This is a genomic window from Streptomyces sp. NPDC002773, assembly GCF_040295605.1.
In the GTDB taxonomy this organism is placed as follows: domain Bacteria; phylum Actinomycetota; class Actinomycetes; order Streptomycetales; family Streptomycetaceae; genus Streptomyces.
Genome location: NZ_JBEOVO010000011.1, coordinates 103,274 through 119,979, shown reverse-complemented (window position 1 = coordinate 119,979; position 16,706 = coordinate 103,274). Strand labels below are relative to the sequence as shown.

13 protein-coding genes are annotated in these 16,706 nt (G+C 71.4%); 5 read left to right on the top strand and 8 right to left on the bottom strand.

Annotated features, from left to right (window positions below; translation table 11 throughout):
• Window positions 1-155: 155 nt before the first annotated feature.
• Complete coding sequence (locus ABT034_RS16440; RefSeq protein WP_351215610.1) at window positions 156-839, bottom strand: GntR family transcriptional regulator; 684 nt, start codon at window positions 837-839, stop codon at window positions 156-158.
• 288 nt (window positions 840-1,127) lie between these two features.
• Between ABT034_RS16440 and ABT034_RS16435 the strand changes: the two genes are divergently transcribed.
• On the top strand, window positions 1,128-2,792 hold the full coding sequence (locus tag ABT034_RS16435; RefSeq protein WP_351215719.1) for a BCCT family transporter: 1,665 nt from the start codon (window positions 1,128-1,130) through the stop codon (window positions 2,790-2,792).
• A 5-nt stretch (window positions 2,793-2,797) separates the two neighbouring features.
• On the opposite strand, the gene ABT034_RS16430 is transcribed toward ABT034_RS16435, so the two are convergent.
• The 5 genes from ABT034_RS16430 to ABT034_RS16410 all read right to left on the bottom strand — a co-directional run bounded on the left by ABT034_RS16430 (window position 2,798) and on the right by ABT034_RS16410 (window position 10,645).
• Window positions 2,798-4,060 (bottom strand): sugar ABC transporter permease, encoded by a 1,263-nt coding sequence (locus tag ABT034_RS16430; protein ID WP_351215608.1) that lies wholly within the window; start codon window positions 4,058-4,060, stop codon window positions 2,798-2,800.
• Complete coding sequence (locus ABT034_RS16425; RefSeq protein WP_351215717.1) at window positions 4,057-4,842, bottom strand: ATP-binding cassette domain-containing protein; 786 nt, start codon at window positions 4,840-4,842, stop codon at window positions 4,057-4,059. Before ABT034_RS16425 ends, ABT034_RS16430 begins: the two co-directional genes overlap by 4 nt.
• Window positions 4,843-4,941: 99 nt before the next feature.
• Complete coding sequence (locus ABT034_RS16420) at window positions 4,942-6,027, bottom strand: substrate-binding domain-containing protein (protein ID WP_351215606.1); 1,086 nt, start codon at window positions 6,025-6,027, stop codon at window positions 4,942-4,944.
• 138 nt (window positions 6,028-6,165) lie between these two features.
• Complete coding sequence (locus ABT034_RS16415) at window positions 6,166-10,326, bottom strand: bifunctional nitrate reductase/sulfite reductase flavoprotein subunit alpha (RefSeq protein WP_351215604.1); 4,161 nt, start codon at window positions 10,324-10,326, stop codon at window positions 6,166-6,168.
• Window positions 10,327-10,453: 127 nt separating this feature from the next.
• Window positions 10,454-10,645 carry a hypothetical protein gene (locus ABT034_RS16410; RefSeq protein WP_351215602.1) on the bottom strand — a complete coding sequence of 64 codons (192 nt, stop codon included), beginning with the start codon at window positions 10,643-10,645 and terminating at the stop codon, window positions 10,454-10,456.
• A gap of 317 nt (window positions 10,646-10,962) precedes the next feature.
• Here ABT034_RS16410 and ABT034_RS16405 point away from each other — a divergent pair, with 317 nt between their 5' ends.
• The 4 genes from ABT034_RS16405 to ABT034_RS16390 all read left to right on the top strand — a co-directional run bounded on the left by ABT034_RS16405 (window position 10,963) and on the right by ABT034_RS16390 (window position 13,794).
• Entirely contained in the window at window positions 10,963-11,388 is a 426-nt protein-coding gene (locus ABT034_RS16405) for a DUF1269 domain-containing protein (RefSeq protein WP_351215600.1), read from the top strand.
• A 50-nt stretch (window positions 11,389-11,438) separates the two neighbouring features.
• Window positions 11,439-12,533 (top strand): baeRF3 domain-containing protein, encoded by a 1,095-nt coding sequence (locus ABT034_RS16400; protein ID WP_351215598.1) that lies wholly within the window; start codon window positions 11,439-11,441, stop codon window positions 12,531-12,533.
• 98 nt (window positions 12,534-12,631) lie between these two features.
• A complete protein-coding gene (locus ABT034_RS16395; protein ID WP_351215596.1) occupies window positions 12,632-13,240 on the top strand; it encodes a hypothetical protein in 609 nt (202 codons plus the stop codon).
• A 47-nt stretch (window positions 13,241-13,287) separates the two neighbouring features.
• Window positions 13,288-13,794, top strand: a complete 507-nt coding sequence (locus tag ABT034_RS16390) for a DUF1269 domain-containing protein (RefSeq protein WP_351215594.1) — start codon at window positions 13,288-13,290, stop codon at window positions 13,792-13,794.
• Window positions 13,795-13,883: 89 nt separating this feature from the next.
• On the opposite strand, the gene arcA is transcribed toward ABT034_RS16390, so the two are convergent.
• Window positions 13,884-15,146: an arginine deiminase gene (gene arcA, locus ABT034_RS16385; protein WP_351215592.1), complete on the bottom strand. Its 1,263-nt coding sequence runs from the start codon at window positions 15,144-15,146 to the stop codon at window positions 13,884-13,886.
• 49 nt (window positions 15,147-15,195) lie between these two features.
• Complete coding sequence (locus tag ABT034_RS16380; protein ID WP_351215590.1) at window positions 15,196-16,653, bottom strand: basic amino acid/polyamine antiporter; 1,458 nt, start codon at window positions 16,651-16,653, stop codon at window positions 15,196-15,198.
• Window positions 16,654-16,706: the final 53 nt, after the last annotated feature.

Below are 16,706 nucleotides of genomic sequence, written 5' to 3'. Positions count from 1 at the left end.
GGGTGAGGGGAGAGCGGGCTGGGGGGTCTTCATTTTGTATACCAACTGCAGTCGAGCGACAAGACTGACCGCCCCTCCCTGCACAAATGCCCTTACCAAGCCCCGCGATGTCACGCATGGATGCGTGGACAGGCTCCTTGGTATACGAAAAGACGTCAGGTGTCGCCGAACATGGACCGCAGGGCGACCGCCCTGCTGTGCCGCACGTGCAGCAGCGTGCTCGCCGCGGCCGCCTCCATGTCCCCCGCCTCGATGTGCCGGTACATCTCGGCGTGCTGGGCCCGCATGTGTTCGGGCTCCTCGCGCAGCCCGAACACGAGCCGCAACTGCCAGCTCAGCTGCTCCATGGTGCGGGCGAGCAGGGGGTTGCCCGACATGGCGACGACGCACTCGTGGAACGCCGTGTGGGCGGCCACCTCGCGCGTCCCCTCGCCTTCTGCGGCCGCCGACTCGGCCTGTCGCAGCGCGGCCCGGAGGGCGGAGATGCCCAGGGTGTCACCCGCCGCGCGCGCTCGTGCGGCGAGCCGGGAGGCCTGGACCGCCAGCGGTTCCCACACCTCGTAGAGGTGCTCCACGTCGGTGCGGGCGAGGCGGCGCACGCGGACGCCGCTGTGCGGGAGCAGTTCGAGCAGCCCTTCGGCGACCAGGGCGCGCAGTGCCTCGCGCACCGGGACGCGGGACATGCCGAGTTCCTCGGCGACCTCCCGCTCCACGAGCCGGGCCCCCTGTGCGTACCGCCGGTCGACGATCCGCTGGAGGACGGCCTCACGCGCGCGCGTACTGAGCGGAACCGAACCGCCGCCCCCGGTCGTCGAGCCGGTCCCCTGTGCGTCCGCCACCTGTGCCGACCTCTTCCGTCCTCTTCCGCCCCGCGTCGGGGGAGCCCCGGGGCCCGAGGATACGTCGGCCCGCCGGCGGCCGTCGGTGAGGCCGTGGAGGTCTGTTGGTCCCCGGAGTTCGGCCTCGACTGTGGTACTGCCTTACCAGGACATCACCACATATACGGCGCCATGCCGAGATTGCGTCGTTCCGTACCGTCGTACCGCAGTGAAAGGTGCCATCTGTTGCAGGAGGATGAGAGGCCGAAGGGCCGCGGAGACGGCGCCGAGCGGGGCGGCAAACGCCGGTTGTCGGTGACGGCGAACCTGCCCCGCCGCCCCGACCACCATCATCGCGCCCGTACCGACCGGATCGTGTTCGGAGTCAGTGCCGTCCTCACGGTCGCCTTCGTCGTCTGGGGCGCCACGGCCACGGACAGCCTGGAGAGCACGTCGAGCACGCTCCTCGAAGGGCTGATCACCAACGGCGGCTGGGCGTTCATGCTGGCCGCGTCCGGCTTCGTCGTCTTCGCGCTCTGGCTGGCCATCAGCCGCTACGGCCGGATCACCCTCGGCCAGGAGGGCGAGGGCCCGGAGTTCCGCACGGTGTCATGGATCGCCATGATGTTCAGCGCGGGTATGGGGATCGGCCTCATGTTCTACGGCGTGAGCGAGCCGCTCGCCCACTACGCCACCCCGCCGCCCGGCACCCAGCCCGCCGACTCGGCCGAGCGGATGCAGACCGCCATGGCCACCACGCTCTTCCACTGGACGCTCCACCCGTGGGCGATCTACGCCGTCGTGGGTCTCGCCATCGCGTACTCCACGTTCCGGCGGCGCCGACGCCAGACGATCAGCGCCGTCTTCGTCCCCCTGATGGGCGAGCGGCGGGCGTACGGCGGGCCCGGCCGGTTCATCGACATCCTGGCCATCTTCGCCACCCTGTTCGGCTCGGCGGCCTCGCTGGGCCTCGGCACGCTCCAGATCGGCAGCGGCTTCCAGGAACTGGGCTGGATGGAGAAGACCGGCACCGGGCTGCTCGTCGCCATCATCGCGGTCCTGACCGCCGCGTTCGTCCTCTCCGCCGTGTCCGGTGTGGAGAAGGGCATCCAGTGGCTCTCCAACACCAACATGGTGCTGGCCGCCGTGCTCGCCGTCTTCGTGTTCGTGGCCGGCCCCACCATCATCGTGCTCGACCTGCTGCCCACCTCGCTCGCCGCGTACATCGGCGACCTGCCGCAGCTGGCCGGCCGCACCGAGGCGACCAGCGGCGCCGACATCCACGAATGGCTGGGCAGCTGGACGGTCTTCTACTGGGCCTGGTGGATCTCCTGGACGCCCTTCGTCGGGATGTTCATCGCGCGGATCAGCCGGGGCCGGACCATCCGCCAGTTCGTCGGCGGAGTCATCCTGGTGCCCAGCACCGTCAGCCTGGTGTGGTTCGCCGTCTTCGGCGGTACGGCGATGAAGCTCAGCGAACAGGGCGAACTCGCGGGGGAGACCACCCCGGAGGGCCAACTCTTCGGCGTGCTGCAGCAGTTCCCGATCGCCGGCGCGATGAGCCTCCTCGTGATGATCCTCGTGGGCATCTTCTTCGTGTCCGGCGCGGACGCCGCCTCGATCGTCATGGGCACGCTCTCCCAGCGCGGCGCCTTCGAGCCCACCCGCCCCGTCGTCGTGTTCTGGGGCGTGGTGACCGGAGCGGTCGCCGCCATCATGCTCCTCATCGGCGACGGCCAGGGCGACGCCCTGGCCGGCCTGCAGAACCTCACGATCCTGGTGGCCGCGCCGTTCGGTCTCGTCATGATCGGCATGTGCGTGGCACTGATGCGGGACCTGCGCGAGGACCCGCTCATCGTCCGGGGTGAGGTGGGACTCGAAGTCGTCGAACTCGCCGTGATCGCGGGCCACGAGCAGTACGACGGCGACTTCGAACTCCGCATCGGCCCCGGCCCCACGGACACCACGAAGTAGCCCGGTCACGCCCTGCCGGCCGCCTTCTGGCTCCGGCGGGACAGGGAGTCCACGACCACGGCCGCGAGCAGGACCGAGCCCGTGATCATGAACTGGACGGCGTTGCTGACGCCCATGATGTTCATGCCCGACTGGATGGAGCCGATCACCAGCGCGCCGAGCAGGGCGGACCAGACCGAGCCGCGGCCGCCGAAGAGGCTCGTGCCACCGATGACGGCGGCGGCGATGACGTTCATCAGGAGGTTGCCGCCGCCGGAGGTCTGGCTCGCCGACTGGATCTGGCCCGCCAGGAAGATGCCGCCGATCGCCGCCATGGTCCCGGCGATCGAGAAGACGGACATCCGGACGAACGGCACGCTGATACCGGCCCGGCGCGCGCCCTCGATGTTGCCGCCCACCGCGAAGATGCGGCGGCCGTACGTGGTGCGCCGCAGCACGAAGTCCAGGAGCACCAGCAGGATCAGGAAGATCAGCAGTGCCAGGGGCAGCCCCTGGTACCGGTTGAGGATGTACGCGGCGGCGAAGGCGAGCGCGGCGATGACGACCGTGCGCAGCACGATCTCGGCGACCGGCCGGAACGGCACCCGGGCCGCCCGGCGGCGACTGGCGTCCAGGAGCGAGGCCGCCAGGAACAGCGCGACCCCGACGGCCGCCGTGACATAGGCGGCGGCCGGACTGTGGAAGATCGTCGAGTAGAGCTTCGACACGACGCTCTCGCTCGGGATGTTGACCGTGCCGCTGGTGCCGAGCACCTGGAGCATCAGCCCGTTCCAGGCGAGATTGCCCGCGAGGGTGACCACGAACGCCGGCACGCCGACCTTCGCGAAGAAGAAGCCGTGGATGAGCCCGACGACCGCCCCGCCCGCGACGGCGACCAGGAGCGCCAACCACTCGTTCATGCCGTTCAGGACGTTGAGCACCGCGAAGATCGCGGCGCAGAGCCCGCTGACCGAGCCGACCGAGAGGTCGATCTCGCCGAGCAGCAGCACGAAGACGATCCCGACGGCGATCATGCCGGTGCCGACGATCTGCTGGCTGAGGTCGGAGAGGTTCTGGGCCGAGAGGAACGTGCTGTTCAGACTGCCGAAGACCGTCCAGATGATGATCACGGCCAGCACGACGGGCAGCGAGCCCAGCTCACCGCTGCGCAGCTTGCGCCGGAACTCGCCCACGTACCCCTTGAGGCCCTCCTCCCGGACGAGGAGACGCGTGTCGACGGCGGGCACGGCACCGGGCGCCGGCTCCTGGGCGTCGCGGTCGCGGCTCATCGCTCCTCGCCCTCCTCCCGCTTACGGGCCTGGCGGCGGGTGACGGCGCTGTCGGAGGCGCCCGTGATGGCGGAGATGATCTCCTCGGTGGACGTGGACCGCTTGTCGAAGAAGCCGTTGTTCCGGCCGAGGCGCATCACGGCGATCCGGTCCGCGACCGCCATCACGTCCACCATGTTGTGGCTGATCAGGATGGTGCCGAGGCCCTGCCCGCGCAGCCGCTCGACCAGGTCGAGGACCTCGGCGGTCTGCTCGACGCCCAGAGCGGCCGTGGGCTCGTCCAGGATGACGACCTTCGGCGCGCCGATCAGCGAGCGCGCGATCGCCACCGTCTGGCGCTGACCGCCGGAGAGGGAGGCGACGGGGATGCGGACGCTCGGGATGCGGATGGACAGGGTGTCGAGGAGTTCGCGCGCACGCTGGTCCATGCGCACCTCGTCGAGCACGCCGAAGCGGCGCAGCTCCCGGCCGAGGAACAGGTTCGCGACGACATCGAGGTTGTCGCACAGGGCCAGGTCCTGGTAGACCGTGGCGATCCCGAGGTTCTGGGCGTCGTGCGGCCGGTGGATGGAGACCGGGCGGCCCTCCCAGGTGATGACGCCCTCGTCGGGCGGGTTCACCCCGGCGATCGCCTTGACGGCGGTGGACTTGCCGGCGCCGTTGTCACCGACGAGCGCGACCACCTCACCGGCGTGCACGTCCAGGTCGAACCCCTTCAGCGCCTGGACCGCGCCGAACCGTTTGGAGATCCCCCGCAGGGTCAGCACAGGTGACCCCGACAGCGGTGACTCCGGCACAGGTGACTCCGGCAACGGAACCGCCTCCTCCGCTCGCCCGTTCGCACGGGCCGCTCCGCCCCACCGGGATGGAAGACCGCGCGGCTACTGGAGGCCGGCCGCCTTGCAGGCCGCGGCGTACGTCGGGGTGCAGATCTCCTTGACCGTGTACAGGCCGTCCTTCACGACGGTGTCCTTGATGTTGCCCTTGTCGACCACGACCGGGGTCAGGAGGTTGGCGGGAACCTTCTCGCCGCTGCCGCTGGTGACGGTGGTGGGCGTCAGGTCGGCCGGGATCGGCTTGCCCTCGGCGAGGTTCACGGCCATCGTGGCCGCGATGTCGGCCTCCGGCTTGTACGGCTTCTCGACCGTGATCGTCTGGGTGCCGAGCAGGATCCGCTGGATCGCGTCGAGCTGCGCGTCCTGGCCGGTCAGCGGCACGTTCATGCCCGCCGCCTTCAGGGCGGTGGCGATGCCGGCGGCCAGTCCGTCGTTGGCCGAGTAGACACCGACGATCCTGTCCTTGCCCAGGGCGCTGATCGCACCGGACATCTGCTGGTTGGCGTTGTTCGGGTCCCAGTTCGGCGTGTCGTACTCCTTGCCGATCTTCACCTTGCCGTCGAGGACCGAGTGCGCACCGGCCTTGAACTCCGCCGCGTTCGGGTCGGTCGGCGACCCGTTGTGCATCACGATCTCGCCGCTCCCGGCCTTGTCGCCGAGCGCGTCGAGGAGCGCCTGGCCCTGGAGCTCACCCACCTTGCGGTTGTCGTACGAGACGTACGCGTCGACCGGTCCCTGCGCCAGGCGGTCGTAGGCGACGACCTTCACACCCGCGTCACGGGCCTTCTGCACCGACGACTGGATCGACTTCGCGTCCACGGCGTCCAGGATGAGGACCTTGTCGCCCTTGGCGAGTGCCGTGTTCACCTGCTGCTGCTGGGTGGTGGCGCTCTCGGCGGCGTTGTAGTAGTCGATCTGGGCGTCGGGCGCCAGTTCCTTGATCTTGGCCTCGATGTACGGCCGGTCGAACTTCTCGTACCGCGTGGTCTTGCTCTCCGGCAGCAGCAGGCCGATCCTCACCTCGCCCTGGGCCGCCGACGCCGAGCCCTGCGCCCCGCTGGTCGCCACCGCTCCGAGACAGAGGGCCGCCGCTCCGGCCAGGGCTGTCGCGCCACGCAATGTACGGATCATGGGAGGCTCCTTCCGTACGCCCCCACCCCGCCGCCGCGGGGGCGCGGCAACCAAGATGCGCATGTAGCCATATATCGACATTAGCGTCAAGCTGCGGACCGGCAAGCGGGTGACCCCGCCGAGCCTCCGGCGGCAGACTCAGTACACGTCCCGGACGTACCGCTTGTCGGCGGCCAGCTGCTTCACGTACACGGCCGCCGACTCCTCGTCGAGCCCGCCGTGGGTGACGGCGATGTCGCGAAGGGCGCGGTCGACGTCCTTCGCCATCCGGGCGGCGTCCCCGCACACGTAGAAGTGCGCGCCGGCCTTGAGCCAGGACCACAGCTGCGGTCCGTGCTCCCGCATCCGGTCCTGGACGTAGACCTTGGCGCGCTGGTCGCGGGAGAAGGCGGTGTCGAGCCGGTCCAGGGTGCCGTCGGCGAGGAGGGCGGTGAGCTCCTCCTCGTAGTAGAAGTCGGTGGCGCGGTGCTGCTCGCCGAAGAAGAGCCAGTTCGGAGCATGGTGGCCGAGCGCCCGGCGCTCCTCGAGGAAGCCGAGGAAAGGCGCCACGCCCGTGCCGGGACCCACCATCACCATCGGGGTCGCCGGGTCCGCCGGGGGCCGGAAACGCGGAGCGCGCTGGACGAGGACCGGGACCTCCGCGCCGGGTTCGGCATCGGCGAGGAACGGCGAGCAGACGCCCTTGCGGGGACGTCCGCGGCGGTTCTCGTAACGGACGACGGAGACGGTCACCGACACCCGGTGGGGGTCGGTGAGCGGACTGGACGAGATCGAGTACAGCCGGGGCCTGAGGCGGCCGAGGACGTCGGCCCACTCCTGCGCGGCGGCGCGGACGGGGTGCTCCGCCAGGACGTCCACGGCCTGCCGGCCCCACGTCCACTGGGCGAGCCCGTCCTTGTTGTCGGGCCGCAGGAGCCTCTTCAGGTCCCGGTTGTCGCCGGTCCGGTCACTGACGAAACCGAGGAGCGCGGAGGAGACGCCGGTGATGTCCAGATGCCGGTGCAGTGCCTCGCCGAAGGGCACCGGGCCGGTGCCGGGCAGCTCCACGGGCGCGTCCGCGTCGAGTCCGGTCACGGCCAGCCACTCGGCGACGAGCTCGGGGCAGTTCACGGGCTGCACGCCGAGGGCGTCGCCGCTCTCGTAGCCGAGCGGCGCCCCGGTCTCACTCGTGTCGAAGGTGAACTGGCGGACCTCCTTGCCGGCGCCCGGCAGGCTGAGCAGCCGGTTGCCGACGAGCCGGGCGGGCGTGGTGGCCGGCCCCGGCCGGCGCGCGGGCGCGGAGGCGGGGGAGACGGGGGCCGGCGCCGGTGGAGCCGGCGTCGCGTCGGACAGACCGGCGAGGACCTGGTCGAGCCAGGCGAGGGCGGAGGGCTCGTAGTCGGGTTCGCAGTCGGTACGGGGGGCCAGGCGGACGCCCCCGAGCTCGTCGAGGCGCCGGTCGAGCCGCCGCCCGTGCCCGCAGAAGTCGCCGTACGACGAGTCCCCGAACGCGAGCACGGCATAGCGGCGGCCGTCCAGGCGCGGGGTGTCGGGCGCGGCGAGCGCGTCCCAGAACCCCGAGCCGTTGTCGGGCGCGTCCCCGTCCCCGAACGTGCTGGTGATCAGGAGGAGATCGGCCGCGGGCGGCAGCGCGCCGAGGTCGGTCTCGTCCATGCCCGCGAGCGCGGCCCGATGGCCCGCCGAGAGCAGCCGCTCGGCGGTGGCGGCGGCGAAGCCCTCGGCGTTCCCGGTCTGGGAGGCCCACAGCACGACGACCTCGCGGCCCGCCGTGCCCGCTCCGCCGGCGGCCGGGGCCTGCGGGGCGCGGGAGTAGAGCCCGGCCAGGACGCCGTTCACCCAGCGGGCGTGATCCTCACGGAAGGGCGCGCCGGGCGGCAGCACCGGCACCCCCGGCGCGCCCGTCTCCAGACCGGCGAGGAAGCCGACGAGGTACTGCCGCTCCTCGGCGGTCAGGGCGGGCGGCGGGGTCGGTTCGAGGCCGAAGACGGCGGCCGACCCGGTCGGCACACCACCGCTGGGAACCCGAGGGACCACGGAGACGGCGGGGATGACGGCGGAAGGAACCACGGCCGGTACCGGAGCCGCGGGCACCGAAGCCGCCGGAGCCCGGACCGCCGGGACCACGGCCGCCGGAGCCGCCGCCTTCGCCAGCGCCACCGCGCACACCTTCAGCTCGGGCTGGAAGGAGAGGGGGTCGACGGCGTCCTGGGTGACGGCGTTGACGCACAGGTCCTCGCCGAAGAGGTCGTTCCAGTGGAAGGGGGCGAAGCAGTTGCCGGGACCGACCCGGTCGGTGACCACCGCCGGGAGCACGGCCCTGCCGCGCCGCGAGGCGATCTCCACGGGGTCGCCCTCCGCGATGCCGAGCCGCAGGGCGTCCTCGGGGTGCAGTTCGACGAACGGCGCCGGGTTGAGCCGGTTGAGCTTGGCGACCTTCCCCGTCTTGGTGAGGGTGTGCCACTGGTGCTGGAGGCGGCCGGTGTTGAGGACGAAGGGATAGGCGTCGTCGGGCATCTCGGCCGGGTCGATGTGCGGCCGGGCGTGGAAGACGGCCCGGCCGCTCGCCGTCGGGAAGACCGGCCCCGTGCCGTCCCCGGAGACGTACCGGATCGGGTTCCGCGCGGGCCCCCCGACCGCGGCGGGCCACTGGACGGGGGTGGCGCGCAGCCGCTCGTACGACACCCCGCTCAGGTCGTATCCGGTCTTCGGGTTCCCGGCCCGCTTGATCTCGTCGAAGATCTCCTCGGCGCTGTCGTACGCGAACGCCTTCTCGTACCCCATCTCGCAGGCGACGCGGGCGATGATCCGCCAGTCGGCGAGGGCCTCGCCCGGCGGGTCGACGGCGGGCCGGGTGAGGGTGAGGCCGCGCTCGCTGTTGATCTGGACGCCCTCGGTCTCGGTCCAGAGGGCGGCGGGCAGGACGACGTCCGCGTAGGCGTTGGTCTCGGTCTCCGCGAACGCGTCCTGGGTGATGACGAGTTCGGCCGCCCGCAGGCCGTCGACGACGGTGGCGCGGTTGCCGACGGAGGCGACCGGGTTGGTGCAGATGATCCAGCAGGCCTTGACCTCGCCGTCCGCCATGCGCCGGAAGAGGTCGACCGTGCCCCGCCCCGAGCCGTCCTCGCGGATCGTGCCCGGCGGCAGGTCCCACAGCTCCTCGGTGAACGCCCGGTCCTCCGCGACCAGGACCGAGCGCTGTCCGGGCAGGCCGGGGCCCATGTACCCCATCTCGCGTCCGCCCATGGCGTTGGGCTGGCCGGTCAGGGAGAAGGGGCCCGAGCCGGGACGGCAGATCGCGCCGGTCGCCAGGTGCAGGTTGACCAGGGCGTTGGTGTTCCAGGTGCCGTGGGTGGACTGGTTGAGGCCCATGGTCCAGCAGCTGGTCCATTCGGCCGCCGTGCCGATCCACTCGGCGGCGGTACGGATGTCGTCCTCGGGTATGCCGGTGATACGGGCGACCTCGTGCGGCGGATAGTCGGCGAGGAACGGGGGCATCGCCTCCCAGCCCTCGGTGTGCGCGGCGACGAAGTCGGGGTCGGTGTGCCCGTTCTCGTGCAGCAGGTGCAGCAGCCCGTTGAGCAGCGCGAGGTCCGTGCCCGGTCTGATCCGCAGGAACAGGTCGGCCTTGTCGGCGGTGGCGGTGCGCCGGGGGTCGACGACGATCAGCTTCGCCCCCGCCTTGACCCGCTCCATCATGCGGAGGAACAGGATGGGGTGGCAGTCGGCCATGTTGGAGCCGATGACCAGGAAGACGTCCGCCCTGTCGAGGTCGTCGTAGGAGCCGGGCGGGCCGTCGGCGCCGAGGGAGAGCTTGTAGCCGGTGCCGGCGCTCGCCATGCAGAGCCGGGAATTGGACTCGATCTGGTTGGTGCCGATGAAGCCCTTCGCCAGCTTGTTGGCGAGGTACTGCGCCTCCAGGCTCATCTGACCCGAGACGTAGAGCGCGACCGCGTCGGGCCCGTACTCGTCCACGATCGCCCGCAGCCGGCGGGCGGTCTCGACGACGGCCCGGTCGGTGTCCGCCGGCACGGGGTCGGCGCCGCGCTCCTCCCGTACGAGCGCGGTGGTCAGGCGGCCCGGGGCGGCGAGCAGGTCGGCGGTGGTGGCGCCCTTGGTGCAGAGCCGCCCCCGGTTGGCCGGGTGGTCCTTGTCGCCCGTCGCCCTGAGGACCGTACGGCGTCCGTCGGGCCCCGCGCCGACGTCGAGGAGCAGGCCGCACCCCACACCGCAGTACGAGCAGACGGTCCGCACCTGTGCGGCCGTACCGCCCCGGGGGTCCGCCGAGTCCTGTGGGGTCACCGGGGCGCCTCTCTGTGGAACCGTTCGAGCCCCGACCGTACGCAATGCCCGTTACACCTGTGTCAACCGGGTCGATCATCGCCCGTAACACCGATCACACAGCGGCCCGGGGCGCTGTGTGAGCACCTCACGAGGGGGCGGAGCCGTCGGCAAACCGGTCCCTTGAGAGCGCGACGGCGTCCACCGTACGGCGCGGCTCGGCGAGGGCGGGTGCGACGGCGGCCGTCTGCACGGTGAGGGCGAGGAGCGCCGCGCAGAGCAGGGCCCTGCGGGACCGCGCACGCGGGCGCGTGCGCGAGGGGTGGGGGGTGTGTGTCATGCCCGCACTATGTCCGGGCACCGGCGCGACCCCGGCCGGACACTCCGGCACCGGGGGAGACCCGCCCATGCGGGGCAGGCGGTGGCGCACGTCCGCGCGGCGGGGTTCATCCGTACGCCCCCGGAGGGGAATCATCGAGTCGCGAGGGTGTGCATATCGGTACAAGATGACATTTTGTCGGCCCTGGAGAGGCCGCTCGGGCCTCTCCGCCGGAGGGCGACGCGGACGTCCGGCGCGGTGCCGCCGCGACAGGAGGCGGGAATGTCATCGTCATCGGATACGACGACCCGGAAGCGGCAGAGCGGGCGTTCGCCACGGTGCAGGACCTGCAACGCGACTACGTGGTGCACCTGAACGGTCTCGCCGTCGTCTCCGTGGACGCCGACGGCAGGACCCATGTCGACACCACCAGCCGCATCGTCGGCGTCTCCGCCGCCTCCGGGGCCCTCTGGGGAGCGATCTTCGGCATTCTCTTCCTGCTGCCCGGCGTCGGCCTCCTGACCGGAGCGGCCCTCGGCGGCCTGGTCGGCAAGCTCAGCAAGTCCGGAGTCGACGACCGGTTCCGCCAGCAGGTGGAGGACCTCCTCAGGCCCGGCGCGGCCGCCGTGGTGATCATGGCGTCGAAGATCACCGACGACAAGTTCACGGTGGCCATGCAGCCGCACGGCGGCACCGTCCTCAAGACCTCGCTCAGCGACGAGGACGAGAAGGAACTGGCCGACCAGCTCGCCGGGCCCCAGTAGCCGCTCCGACCTCCCCGCAGAACCGCCGGAACCGCCAGGAAGGCCTTCCCATGGACCCCGCGCTCAACAGCGACGTGCTCGCGAAGCTGCGACAGCCCCGCCCGTATCCCGCAGTCTCCCTCGTGATGCCGACGCACCGCCGCGAACCGGAGAACGCCCAGGACCCCGTACGCCTCCGCAACCTCGTGGCCGCGGCGGAGAAGGCGATCCACGACGACCCGGCGGTGACCCGTGAGCGGCGCGCCGACGTGCTGCACCAGCTGCGGCGGGCGGTGGCCGAGGTCGACCTCGCGCACGCCGAGGACGGTCTGGTGATCTTCGTCGCGCCGGGGGAGTACCACGTCTGGTCGGTGGCCCGGACGGTCCCGGAGCGCGTCGTCCTCGCCGACACCTTCCTCACCCGGAACCTCGTCGCCGCCCAGGCCGCCGAACAGCCCTCCTGGACGCTCGCGGTGGCGGCCGACCGGGTCTCGCTGTGGAGCGGCGACCCCGAGCGGGTCACCGAGCACACCGGAGACGGCTTCCCCTTCAGCCGCGACCTCGACCCCCAGGACGTGGAGCGCGAGGAACGCGTCGGAGACGTGCCCAGCACCTTCCGGTACGAGGCCACCCGGCAGTTCCTGCGCGAGGCGCACCAGGCGCTGCGCGCGGTCCTCGCCTCCCGGCCGCGCCCGCTGTACGTGGTCGGTGAGCCCGCCGCCCTCGCCCTCCTGGAGGAGAGCGGTCCGCTGCTGCCGGGCACCACGCCGGTCCAGCACGGAGGGCTCGCGCGAGGACCGGCCACGGCGGTGCGGGAGGCCGTCGAGCCCGCCCGCGTCGCCCGCGAGGCCGCCGCGTCGACCACGGTCGTCGCCGAACTCGACGCCGCCCGGGGGCGGCGGGAGTACGCCGGAGGGATCGACGAGGTGTGGCAGGCCGTGAAGGAGGGCCGGGTCCGGCTGCTCGCCGTCGAGGACCACTACCGGACCGTCGTACGGGACGACGGCGGCCATCTGGAGCCCGCCGAACCCTCCGAGGCCGGGGCGCGGGACGACATGGTCGACGAGATCGTCGAGCGGGCCCTCGACACCGGAGCCGAGGTCCAGTTCGTACGCGACGACACCCTGCTCGACATGGACCGCATCGCCGGCGTACTCCGCTACTGACCCCGGCCCCGACCCCGACCCCGCCCCTGACTCCCCGACCCTGACCACGACCACGGCACGGAAACGAGAAGAGGACGCATCCCGTGAACCCTTCAACGGTGCGCGCACGCGCGGTGAGCGCGGCCGCGGCCGTGATCGCCGTCGCCCTCGGCGCGACCGGCCTGGTGGCCTGCGACACCGGCGGCGACGACACCGGCGGCCCCACGTTCAGCCCACGCGCCACGGCCCCCGACACGGGCGGCTTCACGGGCGAACCGCCGTCGGCCGTCGCCTCCTCGGCGGCGGAGGCCGTCGAATCGGCGCGCGCCTCCGCCTCCTCCGCCGCTGCCTCGGCATCCGAGCGCGAGGCGTCGCGCAAGGCGTCCATCGGGGCCGAGATCGAGCGTTCGCGCCAGGAGGCCGAGGACGCCCTGGAGGACGTACAGGGGCGCGGCAACGCCCTGAACGAGGTCGCCATGTCGGGCAAGCCCCGGGCCGAGACCGGCGGTCGCCTCGCCGTCGTCCTGAACATCACCAACAAGACGGACGAGGAAGCCTCCTACGCCGTCCAGGTCGACTTCCTCGACCCCTCGGGCAAGGCCGTCGAGACGCATTTCGTCGGCGTCGAGGACCTCGAACCCGGCGGACGCGAGCAGCCGGTGGTCATCAGCCGGCGGCCCGCCGAGCCGGTGCTGACCCCGAAGCTCGTCAAGGCCCAGAGGTACTGACGGAAGCGGTACCGGCAGAAGCGGTACCGACACAGGAGGAGAACCGCATGTCCGAACTCATCGTCCTCGGCTACGACGATCCCGCCGTCGCGCGCCGGGCCTTCGCCGCGGTCCAGGAGCTGGAGGACAGCCACGTGGTCGAACTGAAGGGCCTCGCCGTCGTCTCCGTGGACGCGGACGGCGAGACCCATGTCGACACCCCGGGCAAGAGGGAGGGCAAGGTGGCCCTCTCGGCCACCGCCGGCGCCCTGTGGGGCATGGTCCTCGGCATCGTGATCCTCACCCCGGGAATCGGCGTCGTGGGCGCCGCCGTCGGGGGGATCATCGGCAAGCTGAACCAGATGGGCGTCGACAACGCCTTCCGCGAGAAGGTCCGGTCGCTGCTCGAACCCGGCTCGGCCGCCGTCGTGATCATGGCCTCGAAGGTCACCGAGGACAGGTTCGCCGCCGCCATGGAGCAGTTCGGCGGAACCGTGCTCAAGACCTCGCTCCCGGAGCAGAGCGAACGCGAACTCGCCGCACAGCTGGCGGGCCCGGCCGCGGGCGACGACTGACGCGCACCCCCCGTCGTCCGCCGCGAGAGGAACGCGGAGGGCCGGTCACCCCTCCCGGGAGGGGTGACCGGCTCTCCGCGTTCCTCTCGTCAGAAGTCGACCGCGTCGCGGACGAGCGGGCAGGTCATGCAGTGCCCGCCGCCGCGCCCCCGGCCGAGTTCGGCGCCGACGATGGTGATGACCTCGACGCCCGCCTTCCTCAGCAGCGTGTTGGTCTGGGTGTTGCGGTCGTACGTGAAGACGACGCCGGGTTCGAGGGCGACGGCGTTGTTGCCGCTGTCCCACTGCTGCCGCTCGGAGGCGTACACGTCGCCGCCGGTCTCGATCACCCGGAGCTGGGGCAGGCCGAGGCTCTTGGCGACCACGTCGACGAAGGGCGTGTTGCCCTCGTCGGTGATCTCGACCCCGGGCGCGTTGTCGCCGGGGCGCAGCGAGAAGGTGTGGACCGCGTCCATGATCTTCGGGTAGAGCGTGACGATGTCGCGGTCGGCGAAGGTGAAGACGGTGTCCAGGTGCATCGCGGAGCGCAGCTTCGGCATGCCGGCGACGATGACGTGCTCGGCGGCGCCGTTCCTGAAGAGGGAGGCGGCCACCTGGGTGATGGCCTGGCGCGAGGTGCGTTCGCTCATGCCCATGAGGACGACGCCGTTGCCGACGGGCATGATGTCGCCGCCCTCGAAGGTGGCCTGGCCCCAGTCCTCCTCGGGGTCGCCCCACCAGACGGTGGCGCCCGCGTAGTCGGGGTGGAAGGAGTAGACCGCCTTCATGAGGAGGGTCTCGCCGTGCCGGGCGGGCCAGTACAGCGGGTTCAGGGTCACCCCGCCGTACAGCCAGCAGGTGGTGTCCCGGGTGTAGAGCGTGTTCGGCAGCGGTGGCATCAGGTACTCGCGCGCCCCCGTCGCCTCGCGGGCCAGGGAGACGTATCCGGAACGGAACGCGTCGGGCAGGTCGGCCGTCGACAGGCCGCCGATGAGGTACGCGGCCAGATCGCGCGGCGCGAGGGAGTCGAGGAAGGCCCGGGTGTCGTCGATGAGGCCCAGACCGACCTCGTTCGCAGTGATCTTCCGGTCGAGGAGCCAGGCCCGTGCCTCGGGGACGGCCATGGTCTCGGTGAGCAGGTTGTGCAGCTCCACGACCTCGACGCCCCGCTGGGTCAGCTTGTTGACGAAGTCGGCGTGGTCGCGCTGCGCGTTCTCCACCCACATCACGTCGTCGAAGAGAAGGTCGTCCGAGTTGGTCGGCGTCAGCCGGCGGTGGGCGAGCCCCGGGGAGCAGACGAGGACCTTGCGGAGTCGTCCGACCTCGGAGTACACGCCGAGCGCGGGCTTGGCGGAGGCGTCGTGGCTGGTCATGCGGCGGGCCTTTCCAGGGGCGGGGGACAGGTGAAGGGGGCTGCCGGGCTCAGAGGCTGATCCAGCCGGTCGCGAGGGCCACGATCCCCAGGACGGCGCCGGCGACGGAGACGGCCAGGATCACCAGCTCCCGCGCGGAGAAGAGCCGTCTGCCCTGTTCACGCCTGGCCTTGACGAACAGGAAGGTCGCGGGGGCGTAGAGGATGAAGGACACCAGGACGAACTTGGGCCCGGCGGCGTACAGCAGGAACGCCGTGTACACCGTGGCGAGGACGGCGACGACCAGCTCCCGCCGGGTGCTTTCCCCCGCCACCTTCTCCTGCGCGGGTCTCAGGGCGATCTTCACCGCGAACCCGGCGGCCAGCAGGAACGGGATCAGGCTGAGCGAGCTGGTCAGGTCGAGGGCGAAGTTGAAGGCGTCGTCGGAGAACGCCGTGACGACCAGGACGACCTGACTGAGGGACGTGGTCATCAGCAGGGCCGGGACGGGCACGTCGTCACCGCTGGAGCGCCCGAGGAAGCGCGGCATGTCCTCGTCCCTCGCCGCCACGAAGAGCACCTCGGCCGCCATGAGGGTCCACGCGAGATAGGCGCCGAGCACGGAGACGATGAGGCCGACGCTGACGAAGACCTGGCCCCAGGTGCCGACCGCGGCCTCCAGGACCTCCGCCATGGAGGGTTGGCGCAGCTCGGCGATCTCGCTCATCGGCATGATGCCGTACGACACGATGGTCACCGAGGCGAAGACGGCGAAGACGCTGAGGAAACCCAGGATCGTGGCCCGGCCCACGTCCTCGCGGCGCTTGGCGTGCCGCGAGTACACGCTGGCGCCCTCGACGCCGAGGAAGACGAAGACGGTGGCGAGCATGGTGCCGCGGACCTGGTTGAACAGCGAGCCGGCGTAGTCCTCGCCGCCGAAGTTGTCGGCGAAGACGGACGGCTTGAAACAGAACAGGGCCAGGATGACGAAGACGATGATCGGTACGACCTTGGCCACGGTCACGATCCGGTTGATCGCCGCGGCCTCCTTCACCCCTCGTCTGACGAGCAGGAAGAACGCCCACAGTCCGGCCGAGGACAGGATGATGGAGAGGGCGGTGTCGCCGTCGCCGAGCGCCGGCGCGACGGCGCCGATCGTCGACATGATGAGCACCCAGTACGTCACGTTGCCGACACAGGCGCTCGCCCAGTAGCCGAAGGCCGAGAAGAACCCCAGGTACTCGCCGAAGCCGGCCTTCGCGTACGCGTAGACACCGGCGTCCAGGTCCGGGCGGCGCACCGCGAGCGTCTGGAAGACGAACGCCAGCATCAGCATGCCGCAGCCGGCGACGGCCCAGGCGATCAGGGCGCCCGCGACACCGGTCTCCTGCGCGAACCGCCGCGGCAGCGAGAACACGCCGGCCCCGACCATGGACCCGACGACCATCGCGGTGAGCGTGACGAGCGTGAGCTTGGCGGTGGGCGTGGAACCGGTGGCGTTGCCCGTACTGGTATCGGCGTTCGACATGACCTACCTCTTCGACGGGTTCGCCGGGCTAGCCGAATCTAGCCCGACGGTAG

Coding starts and splice junctions, on each gene's coding strand:
- ABT034_RS16430 (WP_351215608.1), bottom strand. CDS start 4,060: ATGAGCCGCGACCGCGACGCCCAGGAGCCGGCGCCCGGTGCCGTGCCC.
- ABT034_RS16420 (WP_351215606.1), bottom strand. CDS start 6,027: ATGATCCGTACATTGCGTGGCGCGACAGCCCTGGCCGGAGCGGCGGCC.
- ABT034_RS16410 (WP_351215602.1), bottom strand. CDS start 10,645: ATGACACACACCCCCCACCCCTCGCGCACGCGCCCGCGTGCGCGGTCC.
- ABT034_RS16400 (WP_351215598.1), top strand. CDS start 11,439: ATGGACCCCGCGCTCAACAGCGACGTGCTCGCGAAGCTGCGACAGCCC.
- ABT034_RS16390 (WP_351215594.1), top strand. CDS start 13,288: ATGTCCGAACTCATCGTCCTCGGCTACGACGATCCCGCCGTCGCGCGC.
- arcA (WP_351215592.1), bottom strand. CDS start 15,146: ATGACCAGCCACGACGCCTCCGCCAAGCCCGCGCTCGGCGTGTACTCC.
- ABT034_RS16380 (WP_351215590.1), bottom strand. CDS start 16,653: ATGTCGAACGCCGATACCAGTACGGGCAACGCCACCGGTTCCACGCCC.